The sequence below is a fragment of the Kitasatospora sp. NPDC050543 genome, from assembly GCF_044457565.1.
Taxonomy (GTDB): Bacteria; Actinomycetota; Actinomycetes; order Streptomycetales; family Streptomycetaceae; genus Kitasatospora.
The window spans coordinates 1-16,800 of the sequence record NZ_JBITGZ010000005.1; the positions used below are offsets into that span (position 1 = coordinate 1).

Here is a 16,800-nt window from a genome sequence, read left to right on the forward strand (position 1 = left end):
AAGGTCCTCGCCGCCCAGGGCCCCGGCGCCTGGCCCGTCTGCTCCGCCAAGGCCGGCCTCACCAAGTAACACCCGAGCAGCACCACAGCACCACCGCGTACGGCAAAGGCCGGTGCGGGCGACTCGACGTCGCCCCCACCGGCCTTCGGCCGTTCTTCGCCGCGCCCGTCAGAGCGCGGGCACCGGCGTCTCCGCCGCCGTGTCCCCGGCGGGGACCGCAGCACTGCGGGGGGTGAGCACACGTTCGGCGAGGTGACCGAACAGGAGGCCGAAGGAGAGCCAGAGGGTGACCTGGATCGCCAGGGCCGCCAGGCGGAACTGCCAGAGCAGCGTCGCCGAGAAGTCCTCGGGGACCTCGTTGACGGCCGGGAGGAAGGCGTAGGCGAGGCCGACCACCACGGCGAAGCCGAGCACCCCGGCCACCGCCGCGTACCAGTTGCCCAGGCGCGGGGCCAGCCGCCTGCCGAGGATCACCGCGGCGACCGCCAGCAGCACGCTGAGCGCCATCATGAGGAAGTACAGCGTGGTGCGCTCGCCGATCGTCTCGGGGTCGCCGATCGACGGCGGATTGGCCGGGTACTTGAGGAACGGCACGACGTAGACCGCGACCAGCGCGGCGCCCGACAGCAGGGCCGCCGTGGCGCGCGGGCTGAAGCGGCCGATCCGGCCGAGCGCGAAGCAGAACCCGAGGGCGGCGATGCCACCCAGCGACACGCCGTAGACGAGCACACCCGTGGCCAGCCCCGCAGTGGACTGCAGGGCACGGCTGACGAGCTCCATCTCATGCTCGTGCGCGGGCGCGTGGGCCTCCTCGAAGGCGATCGCCGCGTCGATCCGGGGTTCACCCAGGAGGTAGGCGACGACCAGCGCGATGAGGCCCGCGCCGAGGCCCGCGAGCATGCCGCGCACGAGCAGGGATCTGACGGTTGTGGAGTTCATTTGGCGGGTTCCCCCTGGTCAGTGGCAGGGGAAGCCGAGCAGGTGGCGACCGTCGTGCACCCACTCGTGCACGTCCTCGCCGGAGATGAGGGAGGTGGCGCCCTGCTCGGCGCCGACGAAGTAGATCAGGGCCAGCATCAGGATGCCGAAGAAGACCGCCCACGGCATGATCGCCTTGACGGGCAGGGTCACGGGGCCGGCGGGAATGGCTGCGGGAGCAGCGGACTGTGCCATGACAGGACCTCCTCGGGAACTCGCGTCCCGCTAGATGGTGCACTGACGACAGCATCGGGTCTGACTCCCCGCCAGCGACCTCCCCGTGGGGCTGTGCTGCCGGGCTTACAGTGGCGCGACCGTGCCGGATTCTCACCGGACTTCCGTCATACCGTCGTCGTATCGGGGTTGAAGGTATCGTCAACCGGCAGGCTAGCCAAGGGCGTGGATGGGGCGCACTTCGCGCCAGGTCCGCCGGCAGCCCGCCGCGAACGCCCGGTGGACGGAGCGATTACGGATCGTGCCAGTGGAGTTGGGACAGGACGGCGAGGGCTTTGACGGTACGCGTGACCTTGGTCTCAGCGGCGATGAGTACGGCCCTGCGGGCCGCGCGCTTCGACGACGGCGGCCCGCTGGAGGAAGCCGGGCTTCGGCGGGCACGGGAGGCCGCCGAGGGCTTCCCGCCCGCGGGGCGGGCGTTCGCCTCCCCGTCGCCGCGCTGCGGTGGGACGGCCGAGGCGCTCGGGTTGAAGGCCCGGCCGGAGCCCGCGCTGGCCGGCTGCGCGATGGGCCGCTGGACGGGCCTGACCCTGGACCAGGTCGCCGCCGCCGAGGGCGAGGCGCTGACACGCTGGCTGACGGACCCGGCCGCCGCGCCGCACGGCGGGGAGAGCCTGCTGGAGCTGTTCGCCCGGGTCGGCGGCTGGCTGGACGCGCTGCCGGCGGAGCCGCCCGGCGAGCGCGGACCGGTGGTCGTGGTGGCCGAGCCGGACGTGGTGCGCGCCGCCGCCCTGCACGCGCTGGGCGCGGCCGGCCCGGCGTTCTGGCGCCTGGACGTACCGCCGCTGACCGTCACCGAGCTGAGCGGACGCGCCGGCCGCTGGAACGTCCGCTGGGGCCGGCCGGTGTAGCGGACGCCGCTCGCGGCACGCGCAGGGGCAGGGGCAGGGGGCGCGACGCGGTCCCGGTCCGTAGCCCGGCGGGGTCTCAGCCCGTCGTGGCCGGGTCCGAGCCCGGGCCCTCGGCCAGCAGGCCGCGGATCGACGCCTTCATCGCGGCGACGAAGGCCTCCCGGGTGGCGGGGTCGATCAGGTCCAGGGACAGGTACGGGTTGAGGTCCTCCAGCTCGACGAGGAGCAGCTCCCCGTCCGGGGCCCGGCAGGCGTCCACCCGCTGGATGCCGTGCGCCAGGCTGTTCCAGTCCACGAAGAGCTGGGCGAAGGCCAGGTCCTCGGCGGTCGGGGTGTACGGCTCCAAAGCCCAGCGCTCGTGCGGGCGCGGCGCGTACAACGCGTACTGGAAGCTGCGGCCGACGAAGTAGAACGACACCTCGTACCGGAACGGGATCAGCGGCTGGACCAGGACGTCGCCGAGGGCCGCCGTCTCCAGTTGCCCGGCATCGAGGACCTCCAGGCCTATCGAGTCCGCGCCGAGCTTGGGCTTGACCACGTACCGGGCGGCGGCGGGCAGCCGGCCGAGGTCCTCGCGGCGGTCCACGGTGGGGATGACCGGGTAACCGGCGACGCTCAGGTCGACCAGGTACTGCTTGCCGGCCATGTCGGCCCGGCCGGTCAGCGGGTTGAAGACCCGGGCGCCGCGCACCAGTGCCTCGGCGCGGAAGGCGTCGTACTGCTCGCGGTGGTACAGTACCGGGCCGCTGTTGCGGACCACGGTGGCGTCGAACGACTCCAGCAGGACGGCCGCGTGCGCCGGGTGGCACAGGGCGACGTCGAACTCCTCGGCCAGGTCCGCCGAGAGCCGGATGTCCTCGTCGCAGTAGCGGCGGCCCCGGGCCTGGTAGGTCAGGTCGGTGACGTAGAGGATCCTGGGCTTGGCGCGGCGCATACCGGTCCTCCGGGCGGGTCGTGTCGGGTGGGCTCGTCCCGACTCGGTCAGGCGACCAATGTACGGGTGACCTGCGCGGACTCGGCGGGCGGCCCGGGCTGCGGCGCCGCCAGCCAGGCGGGCGGGCAGGGGTGGGGAGGCCGCAACGACTGGGCGGCCCGGAGCGGCCGGGCCCGGAGCCGTCAAGCCCGGAGCCGTCAGGCCAGGCGGGCCCGCCTGGCCCGCCTGGCAGCGCGCAGCAGCGCCGTGTGGATCAGCAGCCCGAACGCGGCGCCCACCGCGTAGCAGAGCAGGTCGGGCGGATTGAAGGTCGAGCCGAGCACCAGGCGGGCGAGCGTGCTGCGCCGGGAGAGCTCTGCGGGCAGGTCCCCGAGCTGGGCGAACTCGACCGCGCAGCTGAACGCGAGGGCGGCCGCGGCGGCCCTCGCGGGCCTGGCGCGGGGCAGCGCCAGCAGCACGAGGGCCTGGACGAGCACGGTGTAGAGCGCGTCCCCGGCGTACTTGGCGAGCTCGCCGTCCGCGGCGGCACGCACGGCGAGGCCGGCCGCCACCGTCAGTACCGCCCCGGCCAGCGCGGCCGCGCGGACCGTCCCGGCCACCGGATCCCCCCGGCCCCTCCGGACCGCCGTACGAGCCGTACGAGCCGTACGAGCCGTACGAGCCGTACGAGCCGTGTGTCGGCCGGCCCGCCGGTCCGTCGTGTCAAGATCCCCCATGCCGAACACCCTAGGCGTCGCGCCACACCCGCCACCTCCGGTTGTCCGCGGCCGGTCGTGGCTCGATAGCCTGCAACGCGACCGCCAGGGGCGGGCCGCACAGGGCGGCGGTACGACGGAGGGAACGGGGCGACGTGGTGGAACTGACCGAGGCGAGCTGGATCGAGGCGAGCCGCAGCGAGGCGGGCGACGGGGGCGCGGAGCAGGCCGAGCCGGCGGCTCAGGCGCCCGGTGGCGGCTTCGTGGTGGACGGCTTCGCGCCGGGGCCCGACGGCTCGGCGAGACGCCGGGGCAAGGCGCTGCGTGAGCGGAGGGCGCGGGAGCGGCACGCCGAGTTCGCCCCGGCCGGCGGGCGGCCCACCGCCGTTGAGGCCATAGAGAGTTCGAACGCGGGCCGGCTCGGCCACCTGGTGCCGCTGCGGGTGGGCCGGATGGCCGCCTCGCCGTTCGCGTTCCTGCGCGGCTCGGCCGGTCTGATGGCCGCCGACCTGGCGGCGACCCCGGACTGCGGCATCCTGGCGCAGCTCTGCGGTGACGCGCACGCCGCCAACTTCGGCCTGTACGGGGACGCCAGGGGCCGGCTGGTGATGGACATCAACGACTTCGACGAGACCGTGCCCGGCCCGTGGGAGTGGGACCTCAAGCGGCTGGCCGCCAGCCTGGTGCTCGCCGCCCGGGAGGCCGGTGCCGACGAGCACACCGCCCGGCAGGCCGCCTTCGACGCCGCGGGCTCGTACCGCCGCACGATGCGGGTGCTCGCCAAGCTGCCCACCCTGGACGCCTGGAACGCCGTCGCGGACGAGCAGCTGGTCGCCTTCGCACAGGCGCACGACCTGACCGAGGTGCTCCAGCGGGTCGAGGCGAAGGCACTGGGCAACACCAGCGCGAAGTTCGCCGCCAAGTCCACCGTGCGGGAGGCGGACGGGCACCGGCGGTTCACGGCGGCTCCGCCGGTCCTCAGCGAGGTGCCGCGCCCGCTGGCGGCGGCGGTCGCCGGGGCGCTCGCGACGTACGTGCGGACGGTGCCGGCGGACCTGCACCCGCTGCTCTCCCGCTACCACGTGCAGGATGTGGCGTTCCGCGTGGTCGGCACCGGCAGTGTCGGCACCCGCTCGTACGTCGTCCTGCTGACGGACCACCGGGACCGGCCGCTGGTGCTCCAGGTGAAGGAGGCCCGGCCGTCCGTGCTGCTGCCGCACCTGGCCCGCGCGGGCCACCCCGTCGCGCAGGCGGCCGGACAGCACGAGGGACGCCGGGTGGTCCTCGGACAGAAGCGGATGCAGGTCGTCAGCGACACCCTGCTCGGGTGGACCACCGTGGACGGACTGCCGTACCAGGTACGCCAGTTCCGCAACCGCAAGGGCAGCGTCGACCCGGCCGCGCTGCTGCCCTCGCAGCTGGACGACTACGCCCGGATGACGGGCGCGCTGCTCGCCAGGGCGCACGCGCACACCGCCGACCCGGAGCTGGTCACGGGGTACTGCGGCAAGAGCGAGGCACTGGACGAGGCGGTCTCGGCCTTCGCCGTCGCGTACGCCGACCGTACCGAGGCGGACCACGCCGAGGTGACGGCGGCCATCCGGGCCGGGCGCCTGGCGGCCGAGAGCGGGATCTGACGGACGCCCCGGGGGTCCTCGGCCCGTCCGTGGACCCCCGGCGGCGCGATCCGTCACCCGGCCCCGGACCGGAACCCGGACCGGAACCCGGCCCCGGCGCGGGCGCGGCGGTCAGCGGGTGTCCGGCGCGTGCGGCGCGTGCGGCGGCGTCGGTGTCTCCACCAGCAGGAAGTGCTCCACCGCCCGGATGAACTCGGCGGGCCGGGCGGCGTGCACCAGATGCCCGGCCGGGATGGTGACGGAGCGGCAGTCCGGGATCCGCCGGGCCATCTCGGCGATCCGGTCCTGCGGCACATGGCTGGCGGGCCCGCCCGCGACCATCAGGGTGGGCGCGGTGATCCCGCCGAGCCGGGCCCGCCAGGACGGGTCCGGCTCGTCCAGCTGCGCCTTGAGTGCCGCCACCACCGCCCAGTCGAACGCCACCGGCTCCGCCGGCTCGCCCGTCACGCTCCGCTCGCGCGGGAACGGCGGCGGGACGTCCTCCAGCACCAGCCGGACGACCCGCTCCGGCTGCGCCTGGGCCAGCAGGTACGCCACCACCCCGCCCATCGAGTGACCGACCAGCTCCACCCCGGCCAGGCCGAGCGCGTCCAGGAAGGCGAGCACGTCGTCCCGCATCAGTTCGAGCGAGTACGCGCCGGGCCAGTCGCTGCGCCCGTGACCGCGCAGGTCCGGCGCGAGGACCCGCCGGTGGCGGGCCAGCGCGGGCGCCACCTCGGCCCAGTCCGCGCCGCTCTCCCCCAGGGCGTGCAGCAGCACCAGGGGCGGGGCGGCCGGGTCGCCGTAGCTGCGGTAGGCCAGCCGTACCGCACCGAGCTCGATGATCTGATGGTCAGCCATGGCCGTCACGCTACCGTCGCGGCACCGGCGCGCGGCCACCCGTTCGCGCTCGGCCGAAGCGAGCCCGCCCGAGCCCGCGCGAAGCCGCCGGCAGCCCACGCGAGCCGCCGGAAGCCGCCCCACGCCGGGCCGGCCGCGGGGCGGCCGCAGCGGCGGCAATCCCTTCGACAGCACGTCAGAGGCCCTCGGGCCGCTGATCGTACAATTGCCCGCGACCAGCGCGGCCGGCCGGGCCGCCGGGCACAAGGGGGATCATGTTCGGGATCATCAGGCCATGTCGGCACGGCCTCTCGGAGCGGCTGCAGTCGTCCTGGATGGCACACCTGTGCGGGCTCTGCCTCGCGCTGCGCGACGACCACGGGCAGCTGGCCCGGACGGCGACGAACTACGACGGTCTGATCATCTCCGTCCTGGTGGAGGCGCAGAGCGCGCGCACGGACGCCTCCTGGCGCCGGACGGCCGGCCCCTGCCCGCTGCGCGGCATGCGGACGGCCGAGGTGGCCAAGGGTGAGGGCGCCCGGCTGGCCGCCGCGGTGTCGCTGGCGCTCGCCTCCGTGAAGGTCCGGGACCACGTCGAGGACCGGGACGGCGTGTTCGCCCGCCGGCCGGTCGCCGCCGGGGCCCGCGCGGTGAGCCGGCGCTGGGACCGGCAGAGCGCCGGCAGTGGCACGCTGGTGGGCTTCGACACCGCCGTGCTGCTCACCGCCGCCGCCCGGCAGGGCGGGCTGGAGCGCGCCGCGCTGCCCGGCGGCTCGGTGCTGCTGGTGACCGAGCCGACCGAGACCGCCACCGCCGCCGCGTTCGCCCACACCGCCGTCCTGGCCGGACGCCCCGCCAACGCGACGCCGCTCGCCGAGGCGGGCCGGCTCTTCGGGCGCCTCGCCCACCTGCTGGACGCTGCCGAGGACCAGCGCGCGGACGCCGCGAGCGGCGCCTGGAACCCGCTCACCGCGACCGGCACCGACCGGGCCGAGGCCGAGCGGCTCTGCCGCGACGCCGTCCACGGCATCCGGCTGGCACTCAAGGAGGTGGAGTTCGCCGACCGGGCGCTGGTCCACGTCCTGCTGGCGCACGAGAGCGGACGGGCGGTCGAGCGGGTCTTCGGCCGTCCGCACGCCGCGACCTGCGCGAACGCCGACACCAGCCGGCGTTCCTCCCCGTCGACCCCGCCGGCGCTGAACAACCCGTACCAGCAGCCGCCCGGCCACGACGCTCCCCCGCTCTGGGAGCCGCCGGGCGAGAAGCGGCCCCCGCGCCGCAACCTGCTGGCGGGCTGCGCGGTCTGGGCGCTGATGGCCTGTACGTGCCAGCTGCTGTGCTGCGAGCACGACGACCCGTGGAGCCGGGAGAAGCGCAAGAGCTGGTGCGAGCGGCACTGCGACGACTGCTGCGACTGCAGCTGCGACGGGTGTGACTGCTGTAACGACTGCGGATGCTGTGACGGCTGCGACTGCTGTGACTGCGGGTGCGACTGCTGACCGGACCTCACACCCGGTGGGTGACCGCCCGGCCGGACTGCCTCGCGGTCACCCCCGCCCGGTCACCCGTCGGCCGCTCAGGCGCGGGCGGCCTGCGGCTCCCACCGCATCCGGCGGACGGCGACCTGCAGGCCCACCGCCGTCCACACCAGCAGGACCAGGACGTCCGCACCGTTCAGTCCCGTGCCGCTGGTGGCCGCGGTCGAACGCTGGAGCCCCTCCGCCAGGTGGTACAGCGGGAAGACCCGGCCGACCGCGCGCAGCCACTCCGGCAGTGTGTTGATCGGGATGAAGATCCCGGAGATGAAGGACAGGATCACCGCGGAGAACGGGCCGATGGTCGCGGCCGCCTCCGGCGTCCTGGCCAGGGTGGTGGCGGCGATGCCGAGGATGCTGAGCGCGGCGGTGCCCAGCACGGTGTACACCGCGATGCCGACCACCCCGCCCGGCGTCAGGTCCAGCCCGTACGCCAGCACCCCGACGGCGAACATGATCACCACCATCACGACGCTCAGGATCAGCGCGCGCAGCAGCAGTGCGCCGATGAACGTCCAGGTGCGCATCGGGGTGCCGCGCAGGCGTTTGAGCTGGCCGCTCTCGCGCTGGTCGGTGATCGAGATCATCAGGAAGGAGAAGGACTGCATGGTGATCGCGTAGGCGGCCATTCCCGCGGTGAAGTAGGCCTTGGTGGACATGGTGCCGCCGGCGAACTCGATGGTGCTGTCGGCGCCCGAGGTGAACGCCGAATTGAAGAGCACCAGCAGGAACACCGGGAAGACGATGCCGAAAACGACCGCCCGCGAGGTGCGCAGGGTGCTGGTCAGCGAGTAGCGCGTCTGGGTGAGCAGGACCCTGAGGTCATTCACCACCGTCACCGCCTCCGGTCAGGTCGAGGAAGATGTCCTCCAGTGAGGGCCGGCGGACCTCCAGCCCGCCGAGGTCCAGCCGTTCCCGCTCGGCCCAGTCCAGTAACCGGTACAGCAGCCGCTGGGCGTCGGCGGTCTCCAGGGTGACGTGCCCGCCGTCGTGCCGGACGCCGGTGTCCGGGTCCAGCGGCAGCGCGCCCGGGTCGGCGCCCTCCGGGAGCCGGAAGGTGACGCGGGTGGCGCGGGCCTGGCCGCCGGCCAGCTCCTTGGGTGTGCCGGTGGCCACGATCCGGCCCTCCCGCATGATCGACACCCGGTCGGAGAGGTACTGGGCCTCGTCCATGTAGTGGGTGGTCAGCAGCACCGTCTTGCCCAGATCGCGCAGGCCCTCGATCATCCGCCAGGCCTCGCGCCGCGCGCTGGGGTCGAACCCGGTCGTCGGCTCGTCCAGGAAGACGAGGTCCGGGTCGCCGATCAGCGCGAGGGCTACGTCGGCGCGCCGCTGCTGGCCACCGGACAGGGTGCCGAGCCGGGCCTCGGCCTTGTCGGCGAGTCCCACCAGCTCGATCACCTCCCCGATCCGCCGGGGGTGTGCGTAGAACGAGGCGAACAGGTCCAGGGTCTCCCGGACGGTCAGCGCGGGGTTGAGGCGGCAGTCCTGGAGCACCAGGCCGATCCGGTCGCGCCAGGCGGAGGTGGGGGTCGCGGGGTCGATCCCGAGCACCCGGACCTCACCCGCGTTGCGCCCGCGGTAGCCCTCCAGGATCTCGATCGTGGTCGTCTTGCCGGCCCCGTTGGCGCCGAGGAAGCCGAAGACCTCCCCGGCCCGCACGTCGAGGTCGATGCCACGCACGGCCTCGTACTCCCCGTACCGCTTGCGCAGGCCCCGGACCCTGATGGCCAGGCCGTCGCCGCCACCACCACCGCCGTCGAAGCCGGTTCTTCGCGTGTTCGCGTCGGACACGGCGCCCCCTGGGCTGGGTGAGGAGGGCGGCCCGAGCACCGCCGCCCGCTGCGGGGCGGGGCCGGGCCCTGCTTCCTCCTCCAGTCAACGCCGCCCGGGGCGCTGCCGCGCGGGGAGGCCGGCCGGGCCCCGTTCGGCCGGGACTCACGCCGGGCTCAGGCCATCCAGAAGAAGACCGCCGTCATGCGCTTGTCCTCCAGCGTGCTGCCCGAGTAGCCGGTGGCGGTGTGGATCAGGCTGGCGGAGTAGAGCAGCAGCCGGTTGTAGCGGTACGGCACCCGGACGTCCTCGGTGAAGGCGTCGGCCGGCACGTAGCGGGTGCCGAGCGCGTCGACCAGGTTGTTGTGGGGCGCCGTGACCAGGTTCCCGCCGAGGACGCCGCCGGGCAGGCTCTGCCGGTAGAAGCTGGTCCCGCAGTCCTTGGGCGCGTACGGGCTGAGGTAGAGCACCGCGGCGTAGCGGCACAGGGCCCGGGAGTCGGTGTGGGGGCGCGGTTCGCACTCGCCCTCGCCGACCACCTGGATGCAGTTGTGGTTGAGGGTGGCGCCGCCCGCGGTGGTTTCCGGCCAGATCCTCCGCGCGCCGGTCGCCTTCCTGACCAGGGCCTCGACCCGGGCCAGCTCGTCCGGTGCGAGACCGGGCATGGTGCGCAGGCCCGGCCAGCTCTCGGGCTTGTGGGGGTAGCCCTCGATCCAGTCGTCGCCGGCGAGACAGCGGGCCCGGACGGCATCGGGGTCGGGCAGCACGTCGTCCAGGACCCAGTAGTCCCGGCCGGGGGTGGGCTTGCGGTACGGCAGGACGGGCAGCGCCGGGGTTCTCTGCAGGGGGGCTGGCATGCGCAGACCATATCGGCGGCCTCGGCCAGGACTCTCCCAGGAGGAGGTCAACCTTGCGTCAAATCGGCTCCCCGAGGGGCGGCTTCGCCATCGGCTCGCCACCGGGCGGACCGGAGGCGGTCCACGGGCTCGCCCCGGCCGGCCGAACTGGCCCGGGCGACACGAGGGCGGCGGCGCCGGCGGGTCTGCCGCCCGGCCGGCTCTCGCGCTGCCACAGCGGCAGGACCAGCACCGCACCCGGCCGCAGGAGCGGGCCACGGTCGGTCATCGCGGCCCGCCCTGCTGCGCGGCGGCCCGCCGGTCGGCCTCCAGCGAGCTCTCCAGCCGGGCCAGCAGGGTGCGGAAGTTGTCGGTGTCCTGCGCCGTGAGCCGGCCCGGCCCGCCCGGCCCGCCGTGTCGACCGGCGGGCGCCGGCGGCGGCCCGGCCGGCGGGTCGGCCGACGGGTGGGTGATCACGGGTGCGGTCGGGTGGCTCATGCCGGGCGTCTCGTCTCTGCGGCGCGCACGGGCGACCCGTGCGGGGGAGGATATGCCGCGACGGTAGGCGCCGGCGATCAACGTCCGATAAACAGCGGACGGACGGGCCCGCGCCGGGGTCAGACCCGCCCGAGCACCCGGTCGACCGAGATCTCGATGACCACCCGGTCCGGGTTGACGCGCGGCTCGCGGTAGCGCCCGGCGTAGCGGCGCACGGCCTCCGCGACGGCCTCCGGCTCGTCCTTGACCACAGCGATGCCCTCCAGCGTCGACCAGCGCGCCCAGTCCACCTGGCAGAGCGCCACCCGCAGGCCGTCCGGGCCGGCGGCCAGCACGTTGCGGGCCTTGCGGCTGGTGCGGTTGGTGATCACCCGGGCGAGGGCGGCCTCGGGCTCGTAGGTGACACCGACCGGCACCACGTGCGGCGAGCCGTCCGGGCGCCGGGTGGTCAGGGTGGACAGGTGCCGCTCGCGCCAGAAGGCGAGCAGGGCTTCGTCGAGCTTGCGCGGGTCATGGGCCATGCAGGCGATCGTACGACCCCGGCCGGAGCCGGTGGCAGCCGGTTCCGGCCGGGGTCGTACGGCGGCCCGAGGACCGCACCCGGCGCCTCAGGGCCCCGGAACCTCAGTGCCCCCGGGCGATCCAGTCCGCCAGCGCCGGCGCCTCCGCGCCGACCGTGGTGGCGTCGCCGTGGCCGGTACGGACCACCGTCGCCGGGGGCAGGGTGAGCAGGCGGTCACGGATCGAGTCGATGATGGTCGGGAAGTGCGAGAAGGAGCGGCCGGTGGCGCCCGGGCCGCCGTGGAAGAGCGTGTCACCGGTGAAGACGGTGTCCAGCCCGGGCGCGTACAGGCAGACCGCGCCCGGGGCGTGGCCGGGGGTGTGCAGCACCGTCAGCTCCGTCCCCGCGACCCGGATCACCTGACCGTCCGCGAGCTCGCCGTCGGGGCGGCGCTCGGGGTGGGTGAGCTTCCACAGCGGCAGATCGTCGGGGTGCAGCAGGATCGGCGCGCCGGTGCGGTCCGCCAGGGCGGGGGCGGCGTCGACGTGGTCGTTGTGGGCGTGCGTGCAGACGATCGCGACCAGCCGGCGCCCGCCGAGCGCCTCGGCGATTGCGTCGGCGTCGTGCGCCGCGTCGATCACCACCGCCTCGCTGTCGTCGCCGACGATCCAGACGTTGTTGTCGACGTCCCAGCTGCCGCCGTCCAGCTCGAAGGTGCCGGAGGTGACGAGGTGTTCGATGCGCGCGGCGATCACAGGACCACCACCGAGCGGAGCACGTCACCGTGGTGCATGCGCTCGAAGGCCTGCTCCACGGCTTCCAGGCCGATGGTCTCGGTGACGAACGCACCGAGGTCCAGCCGGCCCTGGAGGTGGAGGTCGACCAGCAGCGGGAAGTCCCGCGAGGGCAGGCAGTCGCCGTACCAGGAGGACTTCAGCGCGCCACCGCGGCCGAACACGTCCAGCAACGGCAGTTCGAGGGTCATCTCCGGCGTCGGGACGCCGACCAGCACCACCGTGCCGGCCAGGTCGCGGGCGTAGAACGCCTGCTTGTACGTCTCGGGGCGGCCCACCGCCTCCACCACCACGTCCGCACCGTTGCCACCGGTCAGCTCCCGGATCGCCTCGACGGGGTCGGTGGTACGGGAGTTGACGGTGTGGGTGGCGCCGAGCCGCTTGGCGGTCTCCAGCTTGCGGTCGTCGATGTCGACGGCGATGATCCGCGCCGCACCGGCCAGCCGGGAGCCCATCACGGCCGCGCCACCGACGCCGCCACAGCCGATCACCGCGACCGAGTCGCCCCGGCCGACCCCGCCGGTGTTGATCGCCGCACCGAGGCCCGCCATCACACCGCAGCCCAGCAGCCCGGCCACCGCGGGGTCGACCGCCGGATCGACCTTGGTGCACTGCCCCGCAGCGACCAGGGTCTTCTCGGCGAACGCGCCGATGCCCAGTGCGGGCGACAGCTCGGTGCCGTCCAGCAGGGTCATCTTCTGCCGGGCGTTGTGGGTGTCGAAGCAGTACTGCGGGCGTCCACGCCGACAGGACCGGCACTGGCCGCACACCGCACGCCAGTTGAGGATGACGAAGTCACCCGGCGCGACCTCGCTCACCCCCTCCCCGACGGCCTCCACCACGCCGGCCGCCTCGTGCCCGAGCAGGAACGGGAACTCGTCGTTGATCCCGCCCTCGCGGTAGTGCAGGTCCGTGTGGCAGACCCCGCAGGCCTGCACCCGGACCACCGCCTCGCCGGGCCCCGGGTCGGGTACCACGATCGTCGTCAGCTCCACCGGCGCGCCCTTGCCGCGCGCGATGACTGCCTTGACCTGCTGGGCCATCAGAACTCCACCTCCGTCGCCCCGGTGCGACTCTGCGCCGGGGGCCTGCCGTGATTCGCCTGCCCACGAAGGGTAGCGCCCGGGGCTGCGCACGCCGGTGAGCCGGCCCCTCGCCCCGCCCTCGCCCGCCCGGGCCGGCCCCCGCCGATGGCCGGCGCCCACGGGTGGAGTCGACGGGTGGAGTCGATGGCTGGATCTGCCCTGCCCTGCACCACATCGCACACATACGGTCGATAGGAGCTCTGCCGCCCCCGCAGACCTCTTCCGAGGCCGACCCGCCAGGAGGACGGAATGTCCGTCGAGCACAGCCACCGAGCGTCCGAATCACCGCTCGTCCCCCTGCACTGTCTGCGGCACGCCGAGCCGGGGCCGCCCCGGCCGGCGGCCCTGCCCACCGGTACCCCGGTCTGGCTGGTCACCCGGCACGCCGACGTCCGCCAGGTGCTCACCGACCCCCGGCTGAACCGTTCCCTGCTGTACGCCGCCGACGCCCCGCCCATCTCGGAGATCCCCAATCTGCTGGACGACCCGGGCAGCATGCTGAACCTGGACGGCACGGAGCACCAGCGTCTGCGCCGCACCGTCCAGCGGGCGTTCACGCCGCGGGCGATCGCCCGGTGGCGGCCCTGGGTCGCCTCGGTCGTCGACGGGCTGCTGGACGAGCTGATCGACCGCGGCTCCCCGGCCGACGTGGTCTCCGGGTACACCCGGCCGCTGCCCGTCGCGGTGATCAGCCGGCTGATGGGCCTGGACGGGCTCGACCTCAAGCGGCTCGGCCACTGGAGCGACCACGCCCTGTCCGCCACCGCGTACTCTGCCGAGGCGATCCGCGAGGCGATGGCGGAGTTCGGCCGGTTCGCCGCCGAGCTGATCGCCGAACGCCGCGCCGACCCGGGCGACGACCTGGTCAGCGGCCTGCTCCTGGCCGCCGACGAGGCCCGCGACGGCGAGGGCGCCATCGCGCAGACGCAGCTCGTCTCGCTGGTCGTCGGACTGGTGGTGGCCGGCCACGAGACCACCATGACCACCCTCGGCAACGCCCTGGTCTACCTACTCGCCGACGGCCGCGAGGCCTGGCTGAGACTGGCCACCGACGAGGAGAACGCCTGCGCCGCGACCGAGCAGCTGCTGCGCGCCATCCCGCTCGGCGACACCGCCGCCCTGCCGGGCCTGCTGCGCAGGGCCGCCGAGGACGTCGAGATCGGTGGCGTCCTGATCCCGGCCGGCGGTGTGGTCGCCGCCGACGTCGGCGCGGCCAACCACGACCCGCAGGTGTACCCGCACTCGCTCCCCGCGGACCTCTTCGCTCCGCTCGCCGCGCCCGGCCTGACCTTCGGCGCCGGGCCGCACCACTGTCTGGGCGCCTGGCTGGCCCGGATGGAGCTGGAACTCGCGCTGCACCGGCTGGCGAGGCGGCTGCCCGGCCTGCGGCTGGCCGATCCCGTCGAGGAGATCGACTGGCGCCAGGGGCTGCTGACCCGCAGTCCGCTCAGCCTGCGGGTCGCCTGGTGAGCGCCGGGGACGTCGTCGTCCGGGTCGACCGGGGGCGCTGCGTGGGCACCGGCCTGTGCGCCGCCACCGCGCCCGGGGACCTCGCCCTCGGCGCGGACGGCCGGGCCGAGGCCCGCCGCGCGACCAGCAGCGCGGGGGACGATCTCACCGAGGCCGCCGAGCTCTGCCCCGTCGAGGCGATCACGCTGTTCTCCGCCGCCGACGGCCGCCGGCTCGCCCCCTGACCCCGGCGCTGTCCGCCCCCGCCCCGGCCCGGCCCGGCGGGGCGGGCAGCGCTCACCGACCGGTCAGCCGCCGGCAGCGGCATCCCCGCCGCGGCCGTCGGCGGCGCGTGCCCCGGTCAGCTCCTTCAGCAGGACCGTGCTGTCGTAGTTGGTGACGTCCCATCGCCAGGTCCCGATCGGTGTGTAGCCGCGCCTGCGGTACCAGCCGACGAGGTCGGTCGCCTGCTCGGAGGTGTCGATGACGACCCGGGTGGAGCCGAGCGCCGCGCTCCGGGACTCCGCGAGAGCGAGCAACGAGTGGCCCAGGCCCGCTCCTCGCTGCGAGGGCTCCACGGCCAGCTGCCAGAACGAGCCCGCCGGCGCGGGACCCGGGTACCCGTCCGGCAGGGCGTGCGGGGCCGACACGGTCACCGTGCCGAGCAGTTCGCCCCCGCTGACGGCCACCCAGCACTCGCCCCTGCTCAGCCGGTACTCCGTGTCCCGCACGGACTGGTACGAGGCGAAGAAGACCCGCCCGGCCGCCGCGTGGTCCGCGTAGGCGCGGTGGAGCAGCCGGGTCAGCTCCTCCACCGAGTCCCCCGCACCGAAGCGTCGCACCGGGACACCGGCCGGCGTACTCAGTCGCATGCCGGCTCCTGCACCGCGGCCAGGGCGGCGCGGAGTTCGGCGGCCGGGTCGCCCTCGTGGTAGACGCGCTCGCTGGGCTCGATGTGGGCCAGGAACTCCTGGTAGCGGACGGCGTAGGAGAGGTGGGCCAGCGGCTCGGCCAGGGCGAGCGCGCGGGCCGGGTCGGAGCCCGGGGCGTGGGCGGACCACGCCCTGGTCCAGGTGTCGGCGATCTGCTTCCAGCGCTCCCCGGAGACGAAGCCGCGCGGGCGCAGGCCGTCCAGGGCGGGGTGGCCGTAGCAGCTGTCGGCGAAGTCGACGAGGACCGTCCGCTGCCCGTCGAAGCGCCAGTTGCCCGGGTGGAAGTCACCGTGCACCAGGGTGTTCGGCAGGCCGCAGGACTCCAGCTCGGCGACCAGTGCGGGCAGCCGGGCGGCCAGGTCCCCGGCTTGGGCGAGTTCGTCCGGGGTCAGCTCGCGCCCGGCCTCGCCGTCCAGCAGCGCGGGGACCCGGCCGATCAGGGCGCGCGGTGTGCGGTCGGCCAGGCCCGCCCCGGTGACGGCCGCGGCGTCGGCGGCGGCGAGCGCGGCCTGGGCGGCCACCAGCCGGGGGACCACATCGTCGACGATCTCCGCCGACGGGCCCCAGCAGTCCTCACCCGGCACATGGTCGAGCAGCACCCGGCCGCGTGCGCGGTCCGCCGCGATCACCGCCGGGACGAGCGTGGCGTCCTGGTCGCGCAACAGCGCGATCACGTCACCCTCGGGGGTGTTGAACGCCGGGTCGGTGGCCTTCAGCCAGACCGGGCCGTGAGGGGTGGGGAACTTGAGGATCCCGGAGAGGTTCCACGCGCGCACCTGCTCGGCGGGGCCCTCGCAGGCGCGTCCGGCGGCGTGCAGCGAGAGCGCGGCCCAGTCGAGCGCCGAGCGCAGGCCGGGCGCGGTGGCCCAGGGCGAGCGCCGGGCGTGCGGGGCGAGCAGTGCCGCGACCGCCCCGTCCGGCCCGGCCCCCGCCGGGGCGCGGCCCGGCGGGGGAGCCTCGGGCCTCGCCAGCGCCTCGGCGTGGTAGACGGTGTGGCCCCCGCTGCCGCCCTCACCACCGCTCACCGAGACCAGGCGCAGCACCCCGACCGGCACGCCGAGCTCGGCTTCGAGGCGGGCGGTGACGGGGGCGACGACCGACCACCACTCGACGTCCACGTCGAACGGCCCGATCAGGCCCAGGTAGTCGCCGAGGTGGGTGAGGTGGACACTGACGACGCGGCCGTTCGGTTGCTCCATCGGGGCAGCGTGCACCGCCCGCCGGTTGGTCCGCCACCGGTTTTGGCGC

19 protein-coding genes and 1 riboswitch are annotated in these 16,800 nt (G+C 74.8%); of the genes, 5 read left to right on the top strand and 14 right to left on the bottom strand.

Annotated features, from left to right (window positions below; genetic code table 11):
• Nucleotides 1-168 precede the first annotated feature (168 nt).
• Entirely contained in the window at nucleotides 169-939 is a 771-nt protein-coding gene (locus ACIBH3_RS07580) for a CbtA family protein (RefSeq protein ID WP_396310981.1), read from the bottom strand.
• An 18-nt stretch (nucleotides 940-957) separates the two neighbouring features.
• A complete protein-coding gene (locus ACIBH3_RS07585; protein ID WP_396310982.1) occupies nucleotides 958-1,173 on the bottom strand; it encodes a CbtB domain-containing protein in 216 nt (71 codons plus the stop codon).
• A 29-nt stretch (nucleotides 1,174-1,202) separates the two neighbouring features.
• Nucleotides 1,203-1,370: riboswitch (cobalamin riboswitch) on the bottom strand.
• Between the two features lie 117 nt (nucleotides 1,371-1,487).
• Between ACIBH3_RS07585 and ACIBH3_RS07590 the strand changes: the two genes are divergently transcribed.
• Nucleotides 1,488-2,063: a histidine phosphatase family protein gene (locus ACIBH3_RS07590; protein ID WP_396310983.1), complete on the top strand. Its 576-nt coding sequence runs from the start codon at nucleotides 1,488-1,490 to the stop codon at nucleotides 2,061-2,063.
• A 76-nt stretch (nucleotides 2,064-2,139) separates the two neighbouring features.
• Here the strand turns inward: ACIBH3_RS07590 and ACIBH3_RS07595 are convergent, their stop codons facing one another.
• A complete protein-coding gene (locus ACIBH3_RS07595; RefSeq protein WP_396310984.1) occupies nucleotides 2,140-2,997 on the bottom strand; it encodes a hypothetical protein in 858 nt (285 codons plus the stop codon).
• A gap of 197 nt (nucleotides 2,998-3,194) precedes the next feature.
• A complete protein-coding gene (locus tag ACIBH3_RS07600) occupies nucleotides 3,195-3,596 on the bottom strand; it encodes a DUF2809 domain-containing protein (protein ID WP_396310985.1) in 402 nt (133 codons plus the stop codon).
• A gap of 251 nt (nucleotides 3,597-3,847) precedes the next feature.
• On the opposite strand from ACIBH3_RS07600, the gene ACIBH3_RS07605 reads away from it, so the two are divergent.
• A complete protein-coding gene (locus ACIBH3_RS07605) occupies nucleotides 3,848-5,329 on the top strand; it encodes a DUF2252 domain-containing protein (RefSeq protein ID WP_396310986.1) in 1,482 nt (493 codons plus the stop codon).
• Nucleotides 5,330-5,440: 111 nt separating this feature from the next.
• On the opposite strand, the gene ACIBH3_RS07610 is transcribed toward ACIBH3_RS07605, so the two are convergent.
• Nucleotides 5,441-6,169 (bottom strand): alpha/beta fold hydrolase, encoded by a 729-nt coding sequence (locus ACIBH3_RS07610; RefSeq protein ID WP_396310987.1) that lies wholly within the window; start codon nucleotides 6,167-6,169, stop codon nucleotides 5,441-5,443.
• Between the two features lie 254 nt (nucleotides 6,170-6,423).
• Between ACIBH3_RS07610 and ACIBH3_RS07615 the strand changes: the two genes are divergently transcribed.
• Nucleotides 6,424-7,647, top strand: a complete 1,224-nt coding sequence (locus ACIBH3_RS07615; RefSeq protein WP_396310988.1) for a DUF5685 family protein — start codon at nucleotides 6,424-6,426, stop codon at nucleotides 7,645-7,647.
• 77 nt (nucleotides 7,648-7,724) lie between these two features.
• On the opposite strand, the gene ACIBH3_RS07620 is transcribed toward ACIBH3_RS07615, so the two are convergent.
• From ACIBH3_RS07620 to ACIBH3_RS07650, 7 genes are all read right to left on the bottom strand, one after another.
• Nucleotides 7,725-8,513, bottom strand: a complete 789-nt coding sequence (locus tag ACIBH3_RS07620; protein ID WP_396310989.1) for an ABC transporter permease — start codon at nucleotides 8,511-8,513, stop codon at nucleotides 7,725-7,727.
• Nucleotides 8,506-9,477 (bottom strand): ATP-binding cassette domain-containing protein, encoded by a 972-nt coding sequence (locus ACIBH3_RS07625; protein ID WP_396310990.1) that lies wholly within the window; start codon nucleotides 9,475-9,477, stop codon nucleotides 8,506-8,508. The genes ACIBH3_RS07620 and ACIBH3_RS07625 overlap by 8 nt, the downstream gene beginning before the upstream one ends.
• Before the next feature lie 155 nt (nucleotides 9,478-9,632).
• Nucleotides 9,633-10,313, bottom strand: a complete 681-nt coding sequence (locus ACIBH3_RS07630; protein WP_396310991.1) for a DUF6445 family protein — start codon at nucleotides 10,311-10,313, stop codon at nucleotides 9,633-9,635.
• Between the two features lie 264 nt (nucleotides 10,314-10,577).
• The gene (locus ACIBH3_RS07635) at nucleotides 10,578-10,790 is read right to left on the bottom strand and encodes a hypothetical protein (protein WP_396310992.1); all 213 of its coding nucleotides are present in this window, start codon (nucleotides 10,788-10,790) and stop codon (nucleotides 10,578-10,580) included.
• Nucleotides 10,791-10,909: 119 nt separating this feature from the next.
• Nucleotides 10,910-11,311, bottom strand: coding sequence for a pyridoxamine 5'-phosphate oxidase family protein (locus tag ACIBH3_RS07640; RefSeq protein ID WP_396310993.1), 402 nt, complete (start codon nucleotides 11,309-11,311; stop codon nucleotides 10,910-10,912).
• Between the two features lie 103 nt (nucleotides 11,312-11,414).
• Complete coding sequence (locus ACIBH3_RS07645; RefSeq protein ID WP_396311301.1) at nucleotides 11,415-12,044, bottom strand: MBL fold metallo-hydrolase; 630 nt, start codon at nucleotides 12,042-12,044, stop codon at nucleotides 11,415-11,417.
• Nucleotides 12,044-13,129 carry an S-(hydroxymethyl)mycothiol dehydrogenase gene (locus ACIBH3_RS07650; RefSeq protein ID WP_396310994.1) on the bottom strand — a complete coding sequence of 362 codons (1,086 nt, stop codon included), beginning with the start codon at nucleotides 13,127-13,129 and terminating at the stop codon, nucleotides 12,044-12,046. Before ACIBH3_RS07650 ends, ACIBH3_RS07645 begins: the two co-directional genes overlap by 1 nt.
• 291 nt (nucleotides 13,130-13,420) lie before the next feature.
• Here ACIBH3_RS07650 and ACIBH3_RS07655 point away from each other — a divergent pair, with 291 nt between their 5' ends.
• Together ACIBH3_RS07655 and ACIBH3_RS07660 are read left to right on the top strand one after the other, a co-directional pair.
• Nucleotides 13,421-14,641, top strand: coding sequence for a cytochrome P450 (locus tag ACIBH3_RS07655; protein ID WP_396310995.1), 1,221 nt, complete (start codon nucleotides 13,421-13,423; stop codon nucleotides 14,639-14,641).
• The gene (locus ACIBH3_RS07660) at nucleotides 14,638-14,865 is read left to right on the top strand and encodes a ferredoxin (RefSeq protein ID WP_396310996.1); all 228 of its coding nucleotides are present in this window, start codon (nucleotides 14,638-14,640) and stop codon (nucleotides 14,863-14,865) included. The genes ACIBH3_RS07655 and ACIBH3_RS07660 overlap by 4 nt, the downstream gene beginning before the upstream one ends.
• A 63-nt stretch (nucleotides 14,866-14,928) precedes the next feature.
• Here ACIBH3_RS07660 and ACIBH3_RS07665 read toward each other — a convergent pair whose 3' ends face one another.
• Nucleotides 14,929-15,492: a GNAT family N-acetyltransferase gene (locus ACIBH3_RS07665; RefSeq protein ID WP_396310997.1), complete on the bottom strand. Its 564-nt coding sequence runs from the start codon at nucleotides 15,490-15,492 to the stop codon at nucleotides 14,929-14,931.
• Complete coding sequence (locus tag ACIBH3_RS07670) at nucleotides 15,483-16,751, bottom strand: aminoglycoside phosphotransferase family protein (RefSeq protein ID WP_396310998.1); 1,269 nt, start codon at nucleotides 16,749-16,751, stop codon at nucleotides 15,483-15,485. Before ACIBH3_RS07670 ends, ACIBH3_RS07665 begins: the two co-directional genes overlap by 10 nt.
• Nucleotides 16,752-16,800 lie beyond the last annotated feature (49 nt).